Origin of the sequence: Kushneria pakistanensis (genome assembly GCF_014652795.1) — a bacterium.
Taxonomy (GTDB): domain Bacteria; phylum Pseudomonadota; class Gammaproteobacteria; order Pseudomonadales; family Halomonadaceae; genus Kushneria; species Kushneria pakistanensis.
This window is the reverse complement of sequence record NZ_BMZM01000003.1, coordinates 42,491-60,680: the sequence shown is the minus strand read 5'-3', so window position 1 is coordinate 60,680 and position 18,190 is coordinate 42,491. Positions and strand designations below refer to the sequence as shown.

At 58.0% G+C, this 18,190-nt stretch carries 15 protein-coding genes; 9 read left to right on the top strand and 6 right to left on the bottom strand.

The annotated features are described in order from the left end of the window. Nucleotides 1–118 precede the first annotated feature (118 nt). Nucleotides 119–3,043: an RNA polymerase-associated protein RapA gene (gene rapA / locus IE123_RS10740; RefSeq protein ID WP_189518069.1), complete on the top strand. Its 2,925-nt coding sequence runs from the start codon at nt 119–121 to the stop codon at nt 3,041–3,043. A gap of 35 nt (nt 3,044–3,078) precedes the next feature. Here rapA and IE123_RS10735 read toward each other — a convergent pair whose 3' ends face one another. Further along, nucleotides 3,079–3,981: a TIGR01777 family oxidoreductase gene (locus IE123_RS10735; RefSeq protein WP_189518067.1), complete on the bottom strand. Its 903-nt coding sequence runs from the start codon at nt 3,979–3,981 to the stop codon at nt 3,079–3,081. A gap of 197 nt (nt 3,982–4,178) precedes the next feature. Between IE123_RS10735 and IE123_RS10730 the strand changes: the two genes are divergently transcribed. The 6 genes from IE123_RS10730 to fabB all read left to right on the top strand — a co-directional run bounded on the left by IE123_RS10730 (nt 4,179) and on the right by fabB (nt 10,126). Further along, nucleotides 4,179–5,198: an NAD(P)/FAD-dependent oxidoreductase gene (locus tag IE123_RS10730; RefSeq protein ID WP_189518065.1), complete on the top strand. Its 1,020-nt coding sequence runs from the start codon at nt 4,179–4,181 to the stop codon at nt 5,196–5,198. A 30-nt stretch (nt 5,199–5,228) separates the two neighbouring features. After that, the gene (locus IE123_RS10725; RefSeq protein ID WP_189518063.1) at nt 5,229–5,612 is read left to right on the top strand and encodes a sirohydrochlorin chelatase; all 384 of its coding nucleotides are present in this window, start codon (nt 5,229–5,231) and stop codon (nt 5,610–5,612) included. A 191-nt stretch (nt 5,613–5,803) separates the two neighbouring features. Further along, a complete protein-coding gene (locus IE123_RS10720; protein WP_189518061.1) occupies nt 5,804–6,757 on the top strand; it encodes a MerR family transcriptional regulator in 954 nt (317 codons plus the stop codon). 67 nt (nt 6,758–6,824) lie between these two features. Continuing rightward, nucleotides 6,825–8,240: a deoxyribodipyrimidine photo-lyase gene (gene phrB / locus IE123_RS10715; protein WP_189518058.1), complete on the top strand. Its 1,416-nt coding sequence runs from the start codon at nt 6,825–6,827 to the stop codon at nt 8,238–8,240. 130 nt (nt 8,241–8,370) lie between these two features. Further along, a complete protein-coding gene (fabA, locus tag IE123_RS10710; protein ID WP_189519075.1) occupies nt 8,371–8,886 on the top strand; it encodes a 3-hydroxyacyl-[acyl-carrier-protein] dehydratase FabA in 516 nt (171 codons plus the stop codon). A gap of 13 nt (nt 8,887–8,899) precedes the next feature. Continuing rightward, on the top strand, nt 8,900–10,126 hold the full coding sequence (fabB, locus tag IE123_RS10705) for a beta-ketoacyl-ACP synthase I (protein ID WP_189518056.1): 1,227 nt from the start codon (nt 8,900–8,902) through the stop codon (nt 10,124–10,126). Between the two features lie 72 nt (nt 10,127–10,198). Here the strand turns inward: fabB and IE123_RS10700 are convergent, their stop codons facing one another. Both IE123_RS10700 and IE123_RS10695 read right to left on the bottom strand, forming a co-directional pair. Then, nucleotides 10,199–10,951, bottom strand: coding sequence for a lysophospholipid acyltransferase family protein (locus IE123_RS10700; RefSeq protein WP_229819709.1), 753 nt, complete (start codon nt 10,949–10,951; stop codon nt 10,199–10,201). Continuing rightward, nucleotides 10,948–11,823 carry a sugar nucleotide-binding protein gene (locus IE123_RS10695; protein ID WP_189518054.1) on the bottom strand — a complete coding sequence of 292 codons (876 nt, stop codon included), beginning with the start codon at nt 11,821–11,823 and terminating at the stop codon, nt 10,948–10,950. Before IE123_RS10695 ends, IE123_RS10700 begins: the two co-directional genes overlap by 4 nt. Before the next feature lie 200 nt (nt 11,824–12,023). Between IE123_RS10695 and IE123_RS10690 the strand changes: the two genes are divergently transcribed. Beyond that, a complete protein-coding gene (locus tag IE123_RS10690; protein ID WP_189518052.1) occupies nt 12,024–13,028 on the top strand; it encodes a DNA topoisomerase IB in 1,005 nt (334 codons plus the stop codon). A gap of 60 nt (nt 13,029–13,088) precedes the next feature. On the opposite strand, the gene IE123_RS10685 is transcribed toward IE123_RS10690, so the two are convergent. Beyond that, nucleotides 13,089–13,694 carry a single-stranded DNA-binding protein gene (locus IE123_RS10685; protein ID WP_189518051.1) on the bottom strand — a complete coding sequence of 202 codons (606 nt, stop codon included), beginning with the start codon at nt 13,692–13,694 and terminating at the stop codon, nt 13,089–13,091. Between the two features lie 311 nt (nt 13,695–14,005). Between IE123_RS10685 and uvrA the strand changes: the two genes are divergently transcribed. After that, the gene (gene uvrA / locus IE123_RS10680) at nt 14,006–16,837 is read left to right on the top strand and encodes an excinuclease ABC subunit UvrA (RefSeq protein ID WP_189518049.1); all 2,832 of its coding nucleotides are present in this window, start codon (nt 14,006–14,008) and stop codon (nt 16,835–16,837) included. A 51-nt stretch (nt 16,838–16,888) separates the two neighbouring features. On the opposite strand, the gene IE123_RS10675 is transcribed toward uvrA, so the two are convergent. Together IE123_RS10675 and rplQ are read right to left on the bottom strand one after the other, a co-directional pair. Next, a complete protein-coding gene (locus IE123_RS10675) occupies nt 16,889–17,659 on the bottom strand; it encodes an EAL domain-containing protein (RefSeq protein ID WP_444542883.1) in 771 nt (256 codons plus the stop codon). A 114-nt stretch (nt 17,660–17,773) separates the two neighbouring features. Next, nucleotides 17,774–18,160: a 50S ribosomal protein L17 gene (rplQ, locus tag IE123_RS10670; RefSeq protein WP_189518047.1), complete on the bottom strand. Its 387-nt coding sequence runs from the start codon at nt 18,158–18,160 to the stop codon at nt 17,774–17,776. Nucleotides 18,161–18,190: the final 30 nt, after the last annotated feature.

The following is an 18,190-nucleotide window of genomic DNA, read 5'->3' as shown; positions in this document are numbered from 1 at the left end:
TTTTTCAGGGTCATGGCTGACGGCGCGCCGCATCGATGACCAACGACAGTTCATCTCCAGTCGATGACCGATTCACATCTGTACCCGCACGCCCATGGGGCGGCATTTTCGAGGCATCATGAGCAATTTTATCCCCGGGCAACGCTTCATCAGTGACGGCGAAACCGAGCTGGGACTTGGCACCATACTGAGCTGCGATGTTCGCAGCGTGACCGTTTTATTTGCCGCCAGCGATGAAACCCGCACCTACAGCGTGCGCGAGGCGCCCCTGACCCGTGTGGTGTTTGGTCGCGGCGATCGCATCGACACCGACGACGGCCAGGTCCTGCTGGTCAGTGAACTGCGCGACGAAGGCGGCCGCATTACCTATATCGGCCAGGACAGCAATGGCGAGCGGGAGCTGCCCGAATCACGCATCAGCGATCGCATGCAGTTTCACCAGGCCCGCGACCGCCTGCTGACCGGACAGATCGATCGCAATGACGCTTTCAATCTTCGCTATCGCAGCCTTCAGCATCTGGCCCGCATCGAGCGCCATCCGGGGTTCGGACTGTCCGGTCCGCGCATCGATCTGATCCCGCATCAGCTGCACATTGCCGACGATATCGCCGGTCGCCGTCTGCCGCGTGTACTGCTGGCCGACGAGGTTGGCCTTGGCAAGACCATCGAAGCCGGGCTGGTACTACATCGCATGCTGCTGACCGGGCGCGTCGAGCGCGCCCTGATTCTGGTGCCTGACAGCCTGACGCATCAGTGGCTGGTCGAGCTGCTGCGTCGCTTCTCCATCGAAGTCACGCTGCTTGATGAGCAGCAGAGCCAGGCACGCGGTGGCGATGGCAATCCGTTTGAATCGGCGCAGCTGGTGCTGGCCAGCCAGCAGTGGCTTTTTGCCAATCCCGAACGTCAGCGTCAGGCACAGGCCTGTGTCTGGGACCTGCTGATCGTGGACGAAGCCCAGCACCTGGAATGGGATCCGGAAAACGGCGGCGATACCGGCTATCAGTGTGTCGAGGCGCTGGCCACCCAGCGCACCGGACTGCTGCTGTTGAGCGCCACGCCGGAGCAGATGGGGGATGTCAGTCACTTTGCCCGCCTGCGCCTGCTCGACCCCGAGCGTTATCACGACATTGACGCCTTCAGGGCCGAGCAGCGCGGCCACGCAAGCCTTGCCGAGGCGATCGAGGCCCTCGAACACCTGCCCGCACAGGCGCAGCACCATGATGTGCTACATCGTATCGTTGAAGACGATCAGCAGGCATTGAAGCTGTTGGACGCCCTGATGCAGGCCGGGATGGATGAGCAGCCAGCACTGCGTGAGTCACTGCGCCGGGTACTGCTTGACCGTTATGGTATCGGCCGGGTCATGTTTCGTAATAGCCGCCGCCATGTCAGCGGCTTCCCGGTACGTCGCCTGCATGTGAGCGAGCTGGAAAACCCGGGGGCCTATCGACGCATCGAGCAGCGCATCACCCGCGATGAGGATTACCTGGACAGTCTGTTGATCGAAACCGGTCTGGACTACCCGGAGATCCTGCTCTATCCCGAGGCCACCTTCGAGGCGCGCCGGCAGGAAAGTCACGGCGACAGCTGGTGGCGCTTTGATCCCCGCATGACCTGGCTGCGTGAATGGCTCAAGGGCCATCCTGGCGAAAAGGCGCTGCTGATCTGCCACCACGGCGAAACCGCGCGCGAACTGGCCGCCGGGCTGCAGATTCTGACCGGCCTGCATGTCCCGGTCTTTCATGAAGGCATGACGCTGATCGAGCGTGACCGCGCTGCCGCCGCCTTCGCCGAGGCAGAGGATGGCAGCCCGCTTTTGATCTGTTCGGAAATCGGTTCGGAGGGGCGCAACTTTCAGTTCTGCCATCACCTGATCCTGTTTGATCTGCCGCCCCACCCCGATCAGCTCGAGCAGCGCATCGGACGTCTGGACCGCATCGGCCAGCAGCATGACGTCGAGATTCACCTGCCGGTCATGGCTGACAGTCCGACCAGTGCGATGCTGCGCTGGTATCAGGAGGCGCTTGCCGCCTTCGAGGCGCCCAGCGGCCTGGGCAGTGTAGTCAGCGACGCTCATGGTGATGCGCTGTTTGATGCCCTGCTCGACACTGAAGCGCTCGAGGAAGTGATCGAGGCGTCACGCGCGCTGGCCATCCAGACGCGTCAGGAGCGCGAAGCCGGCCGTGATCGCCTGCTGGCCTACAGCTCGTTTGACGCACGCCATGCCGAAGACATGATCGAAGCCGTGCAGGCACTGGATGATGATGCCTCGCTGGATCGTTATCTCGAGCAGGCACTGGATGTCTTTGGCATCGATACCCGCGAAACGGATGAAGGACTGACCTATCTGCATCCGGGCGCCCATATGGTCGATGGCATGCCCGGGCTGATTCGCGGGGAAGAAGGCTTTACCACCACCCGTTCGCGCTCGCGCGCACTGGCACGCGATGATCTGCAGCGCCTGTCCTGGGAGCATCCGCTGGTGCGGGAAATGCTCTCCCGGGCCACCAACGAAAGCATGGGCAATACGGCGCTGGCGCTGCTGGCACATCCGGCGATCCCGGGCGGTCGCTTCATGCTCGAGGCCATCTTCCGAACGCGGACCAGCGCACCGAAGGCGCTGCATATCAATCGCTTCTTCCCGCCGGCCACAGTGCGCGTACTACTGGATGAGTCAGGTCAGGTGCTGTCCGACAAGGTTTCCTTTGGCGGGCTGGCCAAGAACCTGCGCCACGTCAAAAAGGGCGTTGCCCGGAATCTGATACGCGAACGTCAGCAGCAATTGCGGGGCCTGTTTGACCAGGCCGAGCAGCAGGCCGAGGCCGAGTTGCCGGCAATGGTGGATGAGGCCAGCAGACAGATGACACAGCAGCTCAATGGTGAAATCGACCGGCTTGAAGCACTCGCCCGGCGCAACCCGGATGTGCGCGCCGAAGAGATCGAGATGCTGCATCAGGAGCGCACGGCACTCGCACAAGCGATCGCCGGCACCCGTCTGCAGCTGGACGCCGTGCGGGTGATCGTGACCGTTGACCCGCAGTAAAACGGCCCGCTCGAAAATGTGATGCATCGCGTCGCTCAGGCGGCGCGATGCTCAATGGCCGTCAGCGCCTTTTCAAGCGTGGGGTATTCAAACCGAAAACCGGCAGCTTCAAGCCTTGCCGGCATCATGCGCGCGCCGGTCAGCAGCAGCTGCGACATCTCTCCCAGCGCCAGCGAGATGATACCTGCAGGCACGACAAAGGGCGCCGGTCGATGCAGGCTGGCCGCCAGCGTTCGAGTGAATTCTGCATTGGTCACGGGCTGTGGTGCCCCCGCATTCCAGGCCCCCTGCGCGTCATCATGGTGCAGCAGAAAATCAATGATGCGCACCAGGTCATGACGATGAATCCAGGGCATGTACTGCTCTCCCTTGCCAAGTCGGCCGCCCACACCCAGGCGGAACATGGGTCGCATGGGTTTGAGCATGCCGCCGTCACGATCCAGCACCAGGCCGATACGAATGCAGGCGACCTTCATCCGGTCCGTGGCCAGCTGTTGCGCGGCCTCTTCCCATTCCCGACAGAGCCTGTGGGCAAACTCGTCATGCGGCGAGGTCTGCTCGGTCACTTCCCGGCGGCCCTGATCGCCGTAATATCCCATTGCCGAGCCTGAAATCAGCTGACGCGGTGATGACTCCAGGCGCTGACACAGTTCACCTACATCCTGCGTGGCCTTGAGGCGCGATGCGATCAGCTTTTTTTTCTGCGACTCGCTCCAGCGACGATTGAAAATAGGCTCGCCGGCCAGATTGATCACGGCGTCCACCTGCTGATCGGCAAAATCAACGGCCGCAGCGCGCGCCATGACCGGCACGCCGATCGTGGCATGTGCCTTTTCGGGCTGACGCGACACCACCATCAGCGTATGGCCCTTTTCATGCCAGTATTGACACAGCGCCTGTCCGACAAATCCGGTTGCTCCGGTAATGACTATGTTCACGTTACGTTCTCCCGCTCGGAGGCATGGTGATCACACCGACCAACCATGGCCATGGGCAATGTTTCAGGGCACTTGCACAGAGACGTTTTCAACCTCGACGCGCTTTTGGTACATATACCGTACAAGATTTATCAGGGTAGCGCCTGGTCGTCCGTGTCAGGCTCTGGCGGCGTTCCTTCAGACAATTTGAGGCTTTCGTGGACTTCTTGCACAATATAGCCATCGTTGGTGCCGGCATGGCGGGGCTGGCTGCCGCCCGGGTGCTGCAGCAGGCGGGAAAGGATGTACAAATTTTCGACAAGGGCCACCGACCGGGGGGACGAATGTCCTCGCGCTGCAACGCGCATGGCCTTTTTGATCTGGGTGCCCAGTATTTCACCGTTCGTGATCCCGGCTTTGCCCGAATAATTGAAGCCTTCGAACGCGAGGGTGTGGTGGCGAAGTGGCCACAGATCATGGCACGTCATGACAACGGACAATGGCAGATACAGCATCCCGAGCATCCCCGGTATACGGGAACGCCCTCCATGCGTGCGCTGACTGACGCCCTGTCCGCATCGCTTGAGATAAGTCATCAGATACGTATCACGTCGATGACCCGCACGCCGTCGGGATGGCAGCTGGAGAACCAGTACGGGCATGTCCGGTCAGGATTTGATCATGTCATTGTGGCCATACCGGCGCCTCAGGCGATTGAACTGGTGGGCGATATCATGACGCCACCGCTGTCTCTTCATGCCATGTCATCGTGCTGGAGCACGTGGGTGCGGTTTAAAGCCCCCCTGAAAATGCCGCCCGGTATCGACACATGGCAGGGTGCCTTTCTGGCTGATTCACCGGTGCTGCGCTGGGCAGCGCGCAACCAGACGCGCCCCGGACAGCACGAAGGAGAACGAATCACGCTGCTGGCGCGCGACGACTGGTCCGACAGGCACCTTGAAATGACCCCGGCGCAGATCGCCGACAAGATGGTGGCAGCCTTCAAGGACGAGTATTCCGAAGCGCTCCCGGCCATTGAGGCCTGCGGCGCGCATCGATGGAAATACGCGCAACCCCGGGAACGCCCGAAAGGGGCCGAAGGCTACCTCACCGACATGTCAAAGGGCCTGTCACTCTGCGGCGACTGGTGCATTGACGGACGCGTTGAGGCGGCCTGGCAATCAGGTACACGACTGGCACAGGCGCTGTGTCATCCAGACACGCCATCGCCCACTTAAACATCTTGCTGACTCAGGAAAGAAACTGTCATGACAACTGCATTGATCGTACTGGCCCATGGTTCCACGGACAGCCGCTGGCAGGCCCCCTTTGAAACACTGGAACAGCGCCTCAAGGAGCGCATGTCTGCTCCTGTACGACTGGCCTATATGGAGCTCTGTGACCCGCTGCTGGAAACCGTGGTGCAGGAACTTCATGCCGATGGGTTCAACAGCATCGACATTCTGCCGCTCTTTTTCGCCGCAGGGCGCCATTTGCGCGAAGACGTACCGGCACAGCTGGAAGCACTGCGTCATGAACATCCGGAACTCTCCCTGACACTTCTGGACCCGGTGGGTCAGCATCCCTCGTTTGCCGACGTTGTGGTGTCGATCGTGGCCGAGAACCAGCGTGACAGCAGTTGTACAAAGTGAAGATTGACGTACAACACCTGTGTAAATACTGCTACACTATCGACCTACACAGGTTAAATTTTCTTGTTCGGCCATGATGGCTAGCGCAACCATGTATGCAGGTCGAATAGCTCATTTTCGCAATGTAGAGCGCCTGATAATGGTATCTACGTTCCTGGCAGCAGGAACCGCGAAGGAGGCTCTCGTTTACTATGACTGAGAAAGTGGCAAATGCTGTCGGCGGACCGCTATACCCCATTAGAGAAGTATCACGTCTGACCGGCGTCAACTCGGTAACGCTGCGTGCATGGGAGCGCCGTTACGGGCTGATCCAGCCAAGACGTACTCCCAAGGGGCATCGTCTCTATGCGCGTGAAGACATCGAGCGCGTCGAGCGTATCCTGCAGTGGCTTAACCGGGGCGTACCGGTAAGTCAGGTAGGCGAACTGCTCGATCAGGCGTCGGGTGAGGCAGAGACCACCAGGGAAGACAACTCTCGGGAGTCGGGTGCCGAAGACATGGCACCGGAACACGACTGGGAGGGGCAGCAGCTTGAAGTCATCAATGCCGTGGCGGAATTCAATACCAACCGGCTTGAAAATCTCTTCACGCGCAGCATGGGGCTCTACCCGGTCAATACTGCCATCGCGCGCCTTTGGCAGCCCGTGGTTGAGCGCCTCGAGAATACCTGGGCAGATCATGCCACGCCCATGGCGCAGCGCTGTTTTCTGGAATCCTTTTTAAGAACCCGACTTGGTCTGCGGCTTTATCATGGCAATCATGAAAACGCCGAACCACGCCTGCTGATGAGCTATCTTCCCGGCGGCTGCGGCGCGCTCTGGCAGCTGTTGCTTGCCTTTACAGCCAGCAGCGCCGGATTTTACATCACGCTGTTTGATGGGCCCGTACCCGTTGGTGAGCTCATTGAAGCCGCAGGTAAAAAGGACGCCAGAACCATCGTTCTTTCCGGCGCCATGGAAGCCGATATCGAAGATCTTCACCGCCAGCTTGCCGACGCGTCCTATCAGGGCATGCTTCCCATTCGCGTCGCAGGTTCCATTACGCGTCAGTGGCGTGAAACGGATGATGCTCATCTGAGTGCGCTGGATAACGACCCAGCCCGTGCCATCGCACAGCTAAGGCTGGCAACGGCACGTCACGGCTGAGATTCACCACGTCATGGATTGACTGCGACCCGCCTTCAGGGCGGGTCGCTTGCGAAAGGACGAATGCATGGGCACCAGACGCCAGCTGGTCTGGTTTCGGACCGATCTGAGATGCGAAGACAACACCGCCCTTCATCATGCTGCCCAACGGGGTCCGGTCATTGGCGTTGTCTGTTGGACGCCACATCAGTGGCAACGTCATGGCCATGGCGCCAACAAGCTTGATTTCTGGCGACGCGGCATCATCGCACTCTCCGAATACCTTGGCCGCCTCAACATTCCTCTGAAGATCATCAGGGCCGAGGGATTTGAGACCCTGCCCGACCAGCTGCTGGCACTGGCAGAGACGCTGGAATGTGATGCCCTTCATTTCAACGACGAATATGGACTCAACGAGCGTCGGCGTGACCGTCAGATCAGCGAGCGGTTTCATCATCAGGCGCTGGAAGTCCATCGATATACCGACCAGATTGCTTTTACGCCGGGGTCTCTCCTGACCGGGGACGGCCGTTACTACAGCGTTTTTACGCCCTTCTACAAGAGCTGGCTCAAGAACATCGGGGCAGACCAGCTTCAGCAGTTTGACGCGCCTGAAGCACAGCCCGCCTTTGATGACATTACAAGTGACGCGCCCATCGAGTTCGACGCCGGCAATGTTGTCATTGATGCCAATGACTGGCCTGCAGGAGAAGAGGCTGCGCAGGATCGACTGGCCCGCTTTCTTCAAAAAAGAGCGCATCATTACGATGAGGGACGTGATTTTCCTGCCATGACCGCCACCAGCGGGTTATCCGCCTGGCTGGCGCTGGGCATGATCTCATGGCGTCAGTGTATCAATGCTGCCGCCGCCAGAAACGGCGGCCACCTGGGTGATGGCGATAGCAATCTGAAAAGCTGGATCAGTGAGATCATCTGGCGCGAATTCTATCAGCATGTGCTGGTCGGCTTTCCACGGGTCAACTGTCATCAGCCATTTCAGGAACACACCGGCGCAATGGCCTGGCGTGAAAACGAAGAAGATTTTCAACGCTGGTGCGAAGGCAATACCGGTTATCCGCTGGTGGATGCTGCCATGCGGCAGCTGACCACGACTGGATGGATGCATAATCGCCTGCGCATGGTGACAGCCATGTTCCTCAGCAAGCATCTGTTGATAGACTGGCGACGTGGCGAGGCGTTTTTCCTGGAACACCTGGTGGATGGTGAACTGGGCGCCAACAACGGCGGCTGGCAGTGGGCAGCGTCCACGGGCACGGATGCAGCGCCCTATTTTCGCATCTTCAACCCGACCACCCAGGCCAGACGCTTTGACCCGGAAGGCATATTTATTGCAAAGTTCGTGCCTGAACTGGCAAACGTTGCTGCAAAAAGGCGTCATGCGCCCGATGCTGCCACCTGTCAACAGACCGGTTATCCGGTCCCGATGGTGGACCATCGGGCAGCGCGTCAACGCGCGCTGGAAGCCTTCAAGGCATTGAGTTAAACGTAGCTGAAGAGTGATTCCGGGGTGGTCGCCTTACACACCGGCGCTGGCGTGCATTTCGTCACCTCTATCAGTAAACTAGGCCCGCTCCTGCGGGAGCCCCTATTCCTTTGATTTCCGGAACATGTCAGTGACCACGCAACACTCCTTTAACCGTGATCAGCTGCTTGCATGCAGTCAGGGCGAGCTTTTCGGCCCTGGAAATGCACAGCTGCCGGCACCGAACATGCTGATGCTGGATCGCATCATCAACATTCAGGAAGCGGGTGGCAAATACGGCAAGGGCGAGCTGATCGCTGAGCTGGATATTAACCCTGACCTCTGGTTCTTCCAGTGTCACTTCCCCGGCGATCCTGTCATGCCCGGCTGCCTAGGCCTTGATGCCATGTGGCAGCTGGTAGGGTTTCATCTGGGCTGGCTGGGCAACCCCGGCCGTGGCCGCGCGCTTGGATGTGGCGAGGTCAAGTTCTCCGGACAGATTCTTCCGGACGCCGAAAAGGTAACCTACCATATTCATATCAAGCGGGTGATCACACGCCGCCTGATCCTCGGCATCGCCGATGGCGTACTGTCCGTGGACGGCCGCGATATTTACGAAGCCAACGACCTGCGCGTTGGCCTGTTCACCTCCACTGCGAATTTCTGATGGGGAGGCTCCCATGCGACGAGTGGTAGTCACTGGCCTGGGCATTGTCTCCTGCCTGGGCAATGATCAGCATCAGGTACTTGAGTCCCTGAAGGAAGGCCGTTCAGGCATTCGCTTTCGCGACGAATACGTTGAACGCGGAATGCGAAGCCATGTCGCCGGTGTCGTTGACATCGATCTGGACGCACTGGTGGACCGCAAGCAGCGCCGCTTCATGGGCGATGCTGCCGCCTACGCCTACGTCTCGATGCAGCAGGCCATTGAAGATGCAGGGCTTTCGCCTGATGAAGTTTCCAATGTACGCACCGGCCTGATTGCCGGCTCGGGCGGCGCCTCTTCTGCCAATCAGGTAGAAGCCGCCGATATCCTGCGTGACAAGGGCCTGCGCCGTGTCGGCCCCTATCGTGTTACCCGGACCATGGGCAGCACCGTGTCGGCGTGTCTGGCCACTCCCTTTGCCATCAAGGGGGTCAACTACTCCATTTCTTCAGCCTGTGCGACCTCGGCACACTGTATCGGCAGCGCCGTTGAGCAGATCCAGCTGGGCAAGCAGGACATCGTCTTTGCCGGCGGTGGTGAAGAAGAGCACTGGACCCTGTCGTGCCTGTTTGATGCCATGGGCGCGCTGTCCACCAGCTACAACGAGTCTCCTGAAAAGGCCTCTCGTGCCTATGATACGGCCCGTGACGGCTTCGTTATTGCCGGTGGTGGCGCCATGCTGGTGCTTGAAGAGCTGGAGCATGCCAGAGCACGTGGTGCCAAAATCTACGGCGAAGTCGTGGGCTACGGTGCCAACTCCGATGGCCATGACATGGTCGCGCCTTCCGGTGAGGGCGGTGCCCGCTGCATGCAGCAGGCGCTGGCCACCGTTGTAGGTGACATTGATTACATCAATACGCATGGCACATCGACTCCGGTCGGTGATATGTGTGAGATCAAGGCCCTGCGTAATGTTTTCGGTGAAAAGGTACCGCCGCTGTCCTCGACCAAGTCACTGACCGGTCACTCTCTGGGCGCTACCGGCGCACAGGAAGCCATTTATTCGCTTCTCATGATGCAAAATGACTTCATCTGCGCCTCGGCCAACATTGATGAAATCGATCCGCAGGCCAAGGATCTGGATATCGTGACGACGCGCCGTGATGGTGTACGCCTTGAGCGCGTACTGTCCAACAGCTTCGGATTCGGCGGCACCAATGCCTGTCTGATCTTTCAGCGCATGTCTGACCAAACATCCTGATAGCCCGGACATCAGGCCAGCAAAAAGGGCGCCCTTGGGGGCGCCCTTTTCATGTCCCTGCCAAATTTATATTTATAGCGTGCTGGCAGAAGCTTCTTCCACGGCAGGTCTGGGCACGCTTGAAATGCGCGACAGCTGCTGCTCGATCCACTGCTCGACCTCCCGGGTGACCTCATCCGGAGTACGCCCCTTCGTCATGATGGGCTTGCCGATTGCGACGTTGATCTGTCCGGGTCTTTTGACAAAGGTACTGCTCGGCCAATGCTCTCCGGCATTATGTGCCACCGGAAGAATCGGCACGCCTGCCCGGCAGGCCATGTGAATACCGCTTTTATTAAACCGCCGGCGCTCCCCTGGAGGTACTCGCGTCCCCTCGGGAAAGAGCAACACGGATAATCCGGAGGCAAGTCTGTTTGCCCCCTCACTGAGCACCATTCTAAGCGCACGAGACGGTTTTGACCGATCCAGTGGAATGGGTCTTAGCATTCGTAGCGCCCACCCGAAAACAGGAATTTTCAGCAGCTCCTGCTTGAGCACCGTGCACATGGGCGACTTGATGGTCTGGAGAAACAGGGTTTCCCACTCGCTTTGATGATTGGCAAGCAGCACACAAGGGACATCCGGAATATTGTCACGCCCCTCCACTCGATAGCGCACACCACAGCAGAGCCCGAACCAGAATATGATGAAATGGTTATAAAGGTTCAGCACTCGAAAGCGCCCGTTAAGCGGTAAAACAAACGCCAACGGTACCAAGGTGACAGCGCTGACAATAATGGCCATCAGATAGCCAGCATAAAACAGTAGACTGCGCAGCGTCTTCACAGACTACCCTCCCCGCCAAAGCGCGTCTGGCACCACTGCTCGAGCATGGCATCAAGCGCCAGTCGCCAGGGCTTTTGATGCACGCCAAAGGTTTCCAGCATCTGACGGCAGTTGAGAACGCGCCGTAGTGGATGATCATGATGATGGTGCAATGGCTGGATCTCGCCGGGCGTCAGATCGACATGCCTTCTGGAAAGCTGAATCTCCAGCTGATGGCGTACGACGCCGTGAAAGGTAAAGAGACTGACCGGCTCGACACCGGCGAGATGATAGGCCCCCCAGGCATTGGCACCTGAAAACTGCTGGGCCAGCATGCCGATCGTGGCACGGGCCACGGCCTGTACGGGTGTCGGACAGATGATCTCGTCTTCTGCTGCACGCAGGGGCTTGCCATCAACCATGCTTTCAAGGATTTCCGCCAGCCAGGCGCCCCGGCCTTCAAGGGCCATCAGCGGCCCGGTCCGTACAATAAAATGTTCGGCCAGCTTCGATCGAATACGGTTCCCCGTTTCCAGCAAACGCTGCAGGCCTTCGTCACGTGGCGAAGGCAGCACACTCTCTTCGATGGGCATATCCGACCCGGCATCAAAGACCTGATCGCTGACAAACCAGACCAGCGGCACCCCATGGGCGTGACAGGCGTCCAGGGCAGCTTCTACATGCTCGACATGCGCCATCATCTCGGCGTAGTCAACACTGGCCGGGCACAGTAGGGGCGGAAAAATGACGGCGTCCGGCATCCATGACCTTAACTGCGACAATTGGCATTGGCGAGAATGTTCAGCAATGAGTTCAACATCGCTGCGCAATGCACTTTCATCGATCAGCGCCCGGCCAAGGCAGTGATCGGCATCAAGCAATAATAATTTCATTGATTTTGCGGCCCGACAGAAAATGACGTCACTCTCGGCGGGCAGTGACGCGGCAGGCCCGACACTTTACAAAAAATTCCCATGGGTTGCACTGTCCCGCATTGCGTCATGCCGCCAGCCCTGGCGCAGCGGAAGGGCCATAATCGTCTATTCTCAGCAAATGGTTGATGTCACGTTCAATATCAAAGAAGCCTGCCTGCATGACAAAAGAAGCAATGACCGTTACCCGCCATCGCAGCGGCAAGGGATTTACCTATCGCGATGAGGCAGGAAAAACCTTCAGGGACCGTCAGTGGCGAGAGTGGATCAAGGGCCTTGCCATACCACCGGCATGGCGGGACGTTGCCATTACGCTTGATCCTGAAGCACGTATTCATGCCACGGGCAGGGACAGCGCCGGACGCAAGCAGTATATCTACAACAGTGAATGGCGAGAGCAACGTGAGAAGATGAAATTCGACCGTATTGTCGATTTTGCCCAGCGGCTTTCGACCATGCGGCGCATTACCGGGCAACACATGGCGCGTGAAGGCATGCCACGGGAGAAGGTGCTGGCCTGTATGGTCAGGCTGCTGGATACGGCCTATTTCCGCCCGGGTAACGACAGCTACCGGGAGCAGAACGATTCCTATGGGCTGACCACCATGCGGTCACGGCATCTAACCATTAACGGCGATGAACTGATTTTCGACTATCAGGGCAAAAGCGGTCAGCAACAGCACAAGGTCGTCGAGGACGAAAAACTGGCGCAGATTGTCGGTGAACTTGATGACATCCCCGGGCATGAAATCTTCAAGTATTTTGACGAAGACGGCCACAAGGTGCGCGTTGATAGTCACGATCTCAATGATTACATCCACGATGTCATGGGCGAACGCTTCAGTGCAAAGGACTTTCGCACCTGGGCGGGGACATCCATTGCCGCTCTGGCTCTTGATGAGCTGGGTATTGGAGACAATGACGACGCCAGCCAGAAATGCATTCGCGAAGCGGTAGAGCATGTAGCCTCCCGGCTGGGCAACACACCCAGCATCGCCCGGGCAAGCTACATAGATCCACGCGTCATTGAAAGCTATCTCGATGGTCGGCTATTGCGTCATTTTCTGGCACAGATCGAGGAAGCCCTTGATAGCGATGACATGACAGGCCCGGAGGAGCGCGCCATCTTGAAGCTTCTACAGAGTCGCTTGAAAAAGGATCACTGAACACATATCAAAAGACCCGCCGTGTGGCGGGTCTGGATCCAGAATTGAAGTCTTCAACTCCTAGAACGGAATTTCATCGTCGAAATCATCAAAACTGCCCGGGTTGGGGGCACCGCCACCCTGATTCTGGCCGCCCTGCTGATGACCCTGACCGTTTTGCTGGGAATTCTGGCCATAGTTGTTCTGACCCTGGCCGTATCCACCCTGATTCTGTCCACCTGCGGGGCTGTTCTGACGCGCACCGCCGCCCTGCTGATCGTAGGGCTGACCATAGCCACCGCCGCCCTGAGGCGCGCTCTGGCCGGCAAAATCACCACCCTGGGCACCGCTGCGGCTATCGAGCATCTGCATGTCGTTGGCCACAATTTCGGTCGAGTAACGATCCTGACCGTCCTGACCCTGCCACTTGCGGGTCTGCAGGCGTCCCTCGATATAGAGCCGGGAACCCTTTTTGACATACTGCTGCGCAATTTCGGCCAGCTTGTTGAACATGACAACGCTGTGCCACTCGGTGCGCTCCTGGCGTTGACCGCTCTGACGATCGGTCCAGGTATCCGTGGTTGCCAGACGCAGATTGCAGACAGGACTGCCGGAGGGCAGAAAACGTACTTCCGGGTCCTGACCCAGATTACCGATCAGTATGACCTTGTTTACCCCACGGGCCATGTTTCTCTCCATTGCCGGCTGGCATGTTTAAACGAATGGGCTGTCAGGGACAACGCCTTGACATGATCGTCTATAATAACTGTATGGATATTCACTGCAATGCAGGCCTTGCCATGCACATCACTGAAAGACCAAAAGCTGTCCTCCCAGCGACTGCTTTTTGTGTGGCCTGATTGGCACCTGCCCTTTCATGGCATGCAGCCATCATTTTACCGGGCTGCGCACCACATGGAAAACGCTGTGCACTGCATTTTGCGCCTCGCTTTCAACTCCTTCTATAGTGTCTTTCCGACGCCGGCGATGAGGTAGGTATGGATCGTATTTCGGTGAGTGGGGCCCGCACCCACAATCTGAAGAATATTGATGTCGAGCTGCCCCGTGACAAGTTGATTGTCATTACCGGGCTCTCCGGATCAGGCAAGTCTTCTCTGGCTTTTGACACCCTGTATGCTGAGGGGCAGCGTCGCTATGTCGAATCACTATCGACCTATGCGCGCCAGTTCCTTTCCATGATGGAAAAACCCGATGTTGACCACATCGAAGGGTTATCACCGGCCATTTCCATTGAGCAAAAATCCACTTCTCACAATCCGCGCTCTACCGTCGGCACCATCACTGAAATCTATGACTATCTGCGCCTGCTCTATGCTCGTGCCGGCACACCGCGCTGCCCCGATCACGAGCTGGATCTTGAAGCCCAGACGGTCTCACAGATGGTCGACCAGACCCTGGCGCTGGAGGAAGGCACCCGGATCATGCTGCTGGCGCCCGTCATCAAGGGGCGAAAGGGCGAGCACCAGCAAACATTGACTGAACTGCGCACGCAAGGGTTTGTGCGGGTCCAGATTGATGGCCAGACATATGAATTCGATGAACTGCCGACGCTGGACAAGAACAAAAAGCACGATATCAGTGTCGTGGTCGATCGACTGAAGATTCGCCAGGATATCGAGCAGCGTCTGGCAGAGTCGTTCGAGACTGCGCTGGGGCTTTCCGATGGCTCCGCAGTACTGCATTTCATGGATGGCGAACGCGAAGACATGATCTTCTCTTCACGCTTTGCCTGTCCCATCTGCGGTTACTCGATCGCCGAGCTCGAGCCACGCATGTTCTCCTTCAACAATCCGGCGGGCGCTTGCCCCAGTTGCGATGGTCTGGGCGTGCATCAGTTCTTTGATCCCGACAAGCTCATCCGTCAGGCCGACCTGTCCCTGGCAGAAGGCGTCATCAAGGGATGGGACCGGCGCAGCATCTACTATTTCAACCAGCTCGAGGCCGTCGCCGCGCATTATAAATTCGAGCTGGAAACGCCCTGGCAACAGCTTCCACAGCGTGTGCGCGACGTGGTGCTGCACGGCAGCGGCCGTGAGTCCATTTCATTTTCCTACGTGAACGACCGCGGCAAGAAAGTTTCCCGCGAGCATGCCTTTGAAGGCGTGCTGCCCAACATGGAGCGTCGCTATCGGGAAACCGATTCGAGCATGGTACGCGATGATCTCGCCCGCCATCTGGCCGTACGCCCCTGCCCGACCTGCCACGGAAGCCGTCTGCGTCGTGAAGCGCGTCATGTCTTCGTGGACAACCATTCACTGCCGGCAGTCGTCACCAAACCGATCGGTGATGCCAGGGCATTTTTTGGCGCCATGGATCTGCCGGGACGGCGCGGCGAGATTGCCACGCGCATTCTTTATGAGATTACCAGCCGTCTGGAGTTTCTGGTCAATGTCGGGCTCGACTACCTGACGCTGGAACGTAGTGCTGACACCCTGTCAGGGGGTGAGGCACAGCGCATTCGGCTGGCCAGCCAGATCGGCGCTGGTCTGGTAGGTGTCATGTATATCCTCGATGAACCCTCCATTGGCCTTCATCAACGCGACAATGACCGTTTGCTCCAGACCCTGACAAGGCTTCGCGATCTGGGCAACACGGTCATCGTGGTCGAACATGACGAGGACGCCATTCGGGCTGCGGATCATGTGCTTGATATCGGCCCTGGCGCCGGTGTCCATGGTGGTCAGATCATTGCTCAGGGTACGCCAGAGGATATCGAAGCCAACAAGGCATCGCTGACAGGTCAATATCTTTCAGGCACCCGACGTATCGAGATCCCTTCGCCGCGTACTCCGGTTGTCCCAGAGAAGATGCTGCGTCTGACAAGGGCCAGCGGTAACAACCTGAATGATGTTGATCTTGCGCTACCGCTGGGGCTTTTTGTCTGCGTGACCGGCGTCTCAGGTTCGGGAAAATCGACCCTGATCAATGCCACCCTGATGCCCGTGGCCGCCCGTGAGCTGAACAAGGCTACCACGCTGACCCCGTCACCATTTGAGAGCATTGAAGGACTCGATCAGCTCGACAAGGTCATTGATATCGATCAGAGCCCCATCGGTCGAACCCCACGCTCCAACCCCGCAACCTATACCGGCATCTTCACGCCGATCCGCGAGCTTTTTGCCGGTACGCCCGAGGCGCGATCGCGCGGTTACAAGCCGGGCCGGTTCTCTTTCAACGTCAAGGGCGGTCGCTGTGAAGCGTGTCAGGGCGAGGGCATGATCAAGGTGGAAATGCATTTTCTGCCCGACATTTATGTGCCCTGCGATGTATGCGGTGGTCGCCGATACAACCGGGAGACACTGGATGTCCTCTACAAGGGGCACAATATTCATGACGTCCTGGAGATGACGATTGAGGAAGCCGTTGACTTCTTCTCACCCGTGCCGGCCATTGCACGCCGCCTGCAGACGTTAATGGATGTGGGGCTTTCCTATATCAAACTGGGACAGAGCGCCATAACCCTCTCCGGTGGCGAGGCCCAGCGCGTCAAACTGGCTCGGGAGCTTGCCAAGCGTGATACCGGCAAGACACTTTATATTCTGGACGAGCCGACTACCGGACTGCACTTCGAGGATATCCGACAGCTACTGGGCGTACTGCATCGCCTGCGCGATCAGGGCAACTCGGTCGTGGTGATCGAACACAATCTTGATGTTATCAAAACGGCTGACTGGATCATCGACCTGGGGCCTGAAGGCGGTTCCGGCGGTGGGTGTATCATTGCCGAAGGTACGCCCGAAGAAATCAGCGAGCAGGATGTTTCACACACCGGGCACTTTTTGAAACCATTACTGGCACGCAGCTACTAATAAGCTGGCAGGCCAAAAGGAAAAGCCGGAAGCAAAAATGCTTCCGGCTTTTTATGCGGCAGTGACCGCGCTTATACAGGCCGGATCAACCTCGGGTAACGCCTCAAAGGCAGGTCTTGCATAGTAATAGCCCTGATGGCGCATGATGCCCTGCTGATACAGCCAACGCGCCTCTTCCAGTGTCTCAACGCCTTCTGCAACCAGGCCAATATTAAGCGCCTTTGCCATCGACTGCGTATGTCTCACCAGACATTGGCGACGTGTATCGCTATCAATTCCAGTGATCAGTATACGATCCAGCTTGAGGTGATGAGGATTCAGTACCGTCAACAGATCCAGATTGGCGTAGCCCGTGCCAAAATCATCCAGCGCCACGGAAAAGCCCATCTCATGATATTCCTCGACGATATGATGCAAATGATCACGATCAGTCACGTGTTCGTTTTCGGTAATCTCAAAGATCAAATCCTTGAGTGACCACCCCACACGCTGGGCAACCTTCAATGTGGCACGAATGCAGGCACGCGGTTCATAGACAGCATTGGGCAGAAAATTAATGGAGAGCCTTGAGGTCATGCCAAGCTGACTGGCCATCTCGATGGCACGTACCCGACAGGCCTGATCGAAGGCGTAAAGATCCTGTGTGGTTACCTGCGAAAGCACAGACCAGGCAGACTCTCCATTGACGCCACGAACCAGTGCCTCGTGTGCAAAAAGGTTACCGGTCTCCAGATCAACAATGGGCTGAAAGGCCATGGTAAAGGAGAAAGGCAGATCGCGTTGACAGTTCTCACACTCTCCGTTGACGAAGTGACATCCCACGGCAGGTACTCAACAAGGCTGTTTGGACCGTCAGTATGAGGCAGTACTGCTTTTTCAGAGACAAAAAAAGCCGACCCGGAGGTCGGCTTTTCTGACGATAGCAGAAAGTGCGGTTTATTCTTCGCCGCTGGCTTCTGCTGCTACCGGGCGATCAACCAGCTCAACATACGCCATGGGCGCATTGTCGCCGGCTCTGAAGCCACACTTGAGTACGCGCACATAACCGCCCGGACGGGTGTTGTAGCGCGGACCCAGCTCGTTGAAAAGCTTGCCAACCGTATCCTTGGAGCGGGTACGGCTGAAAGCCAGACGACGGTTGGCGACGCTATCATTTTTAGCCAGCGTAATCAGCGGCTCAATGTAGCGACGCAGCTCCTTGGCCTTGGGCAGCGTGGTTTTGATCATTTCATGCTCGACCAGCGAAATGCACATGTTCTGAAACATGGCGTTACGGTGCGAGCTGTTACGGCTTAGATGACGACCGGTTTTACGATGACGCATGGATAAGATTCCTTACCAATCTGGGGCGCG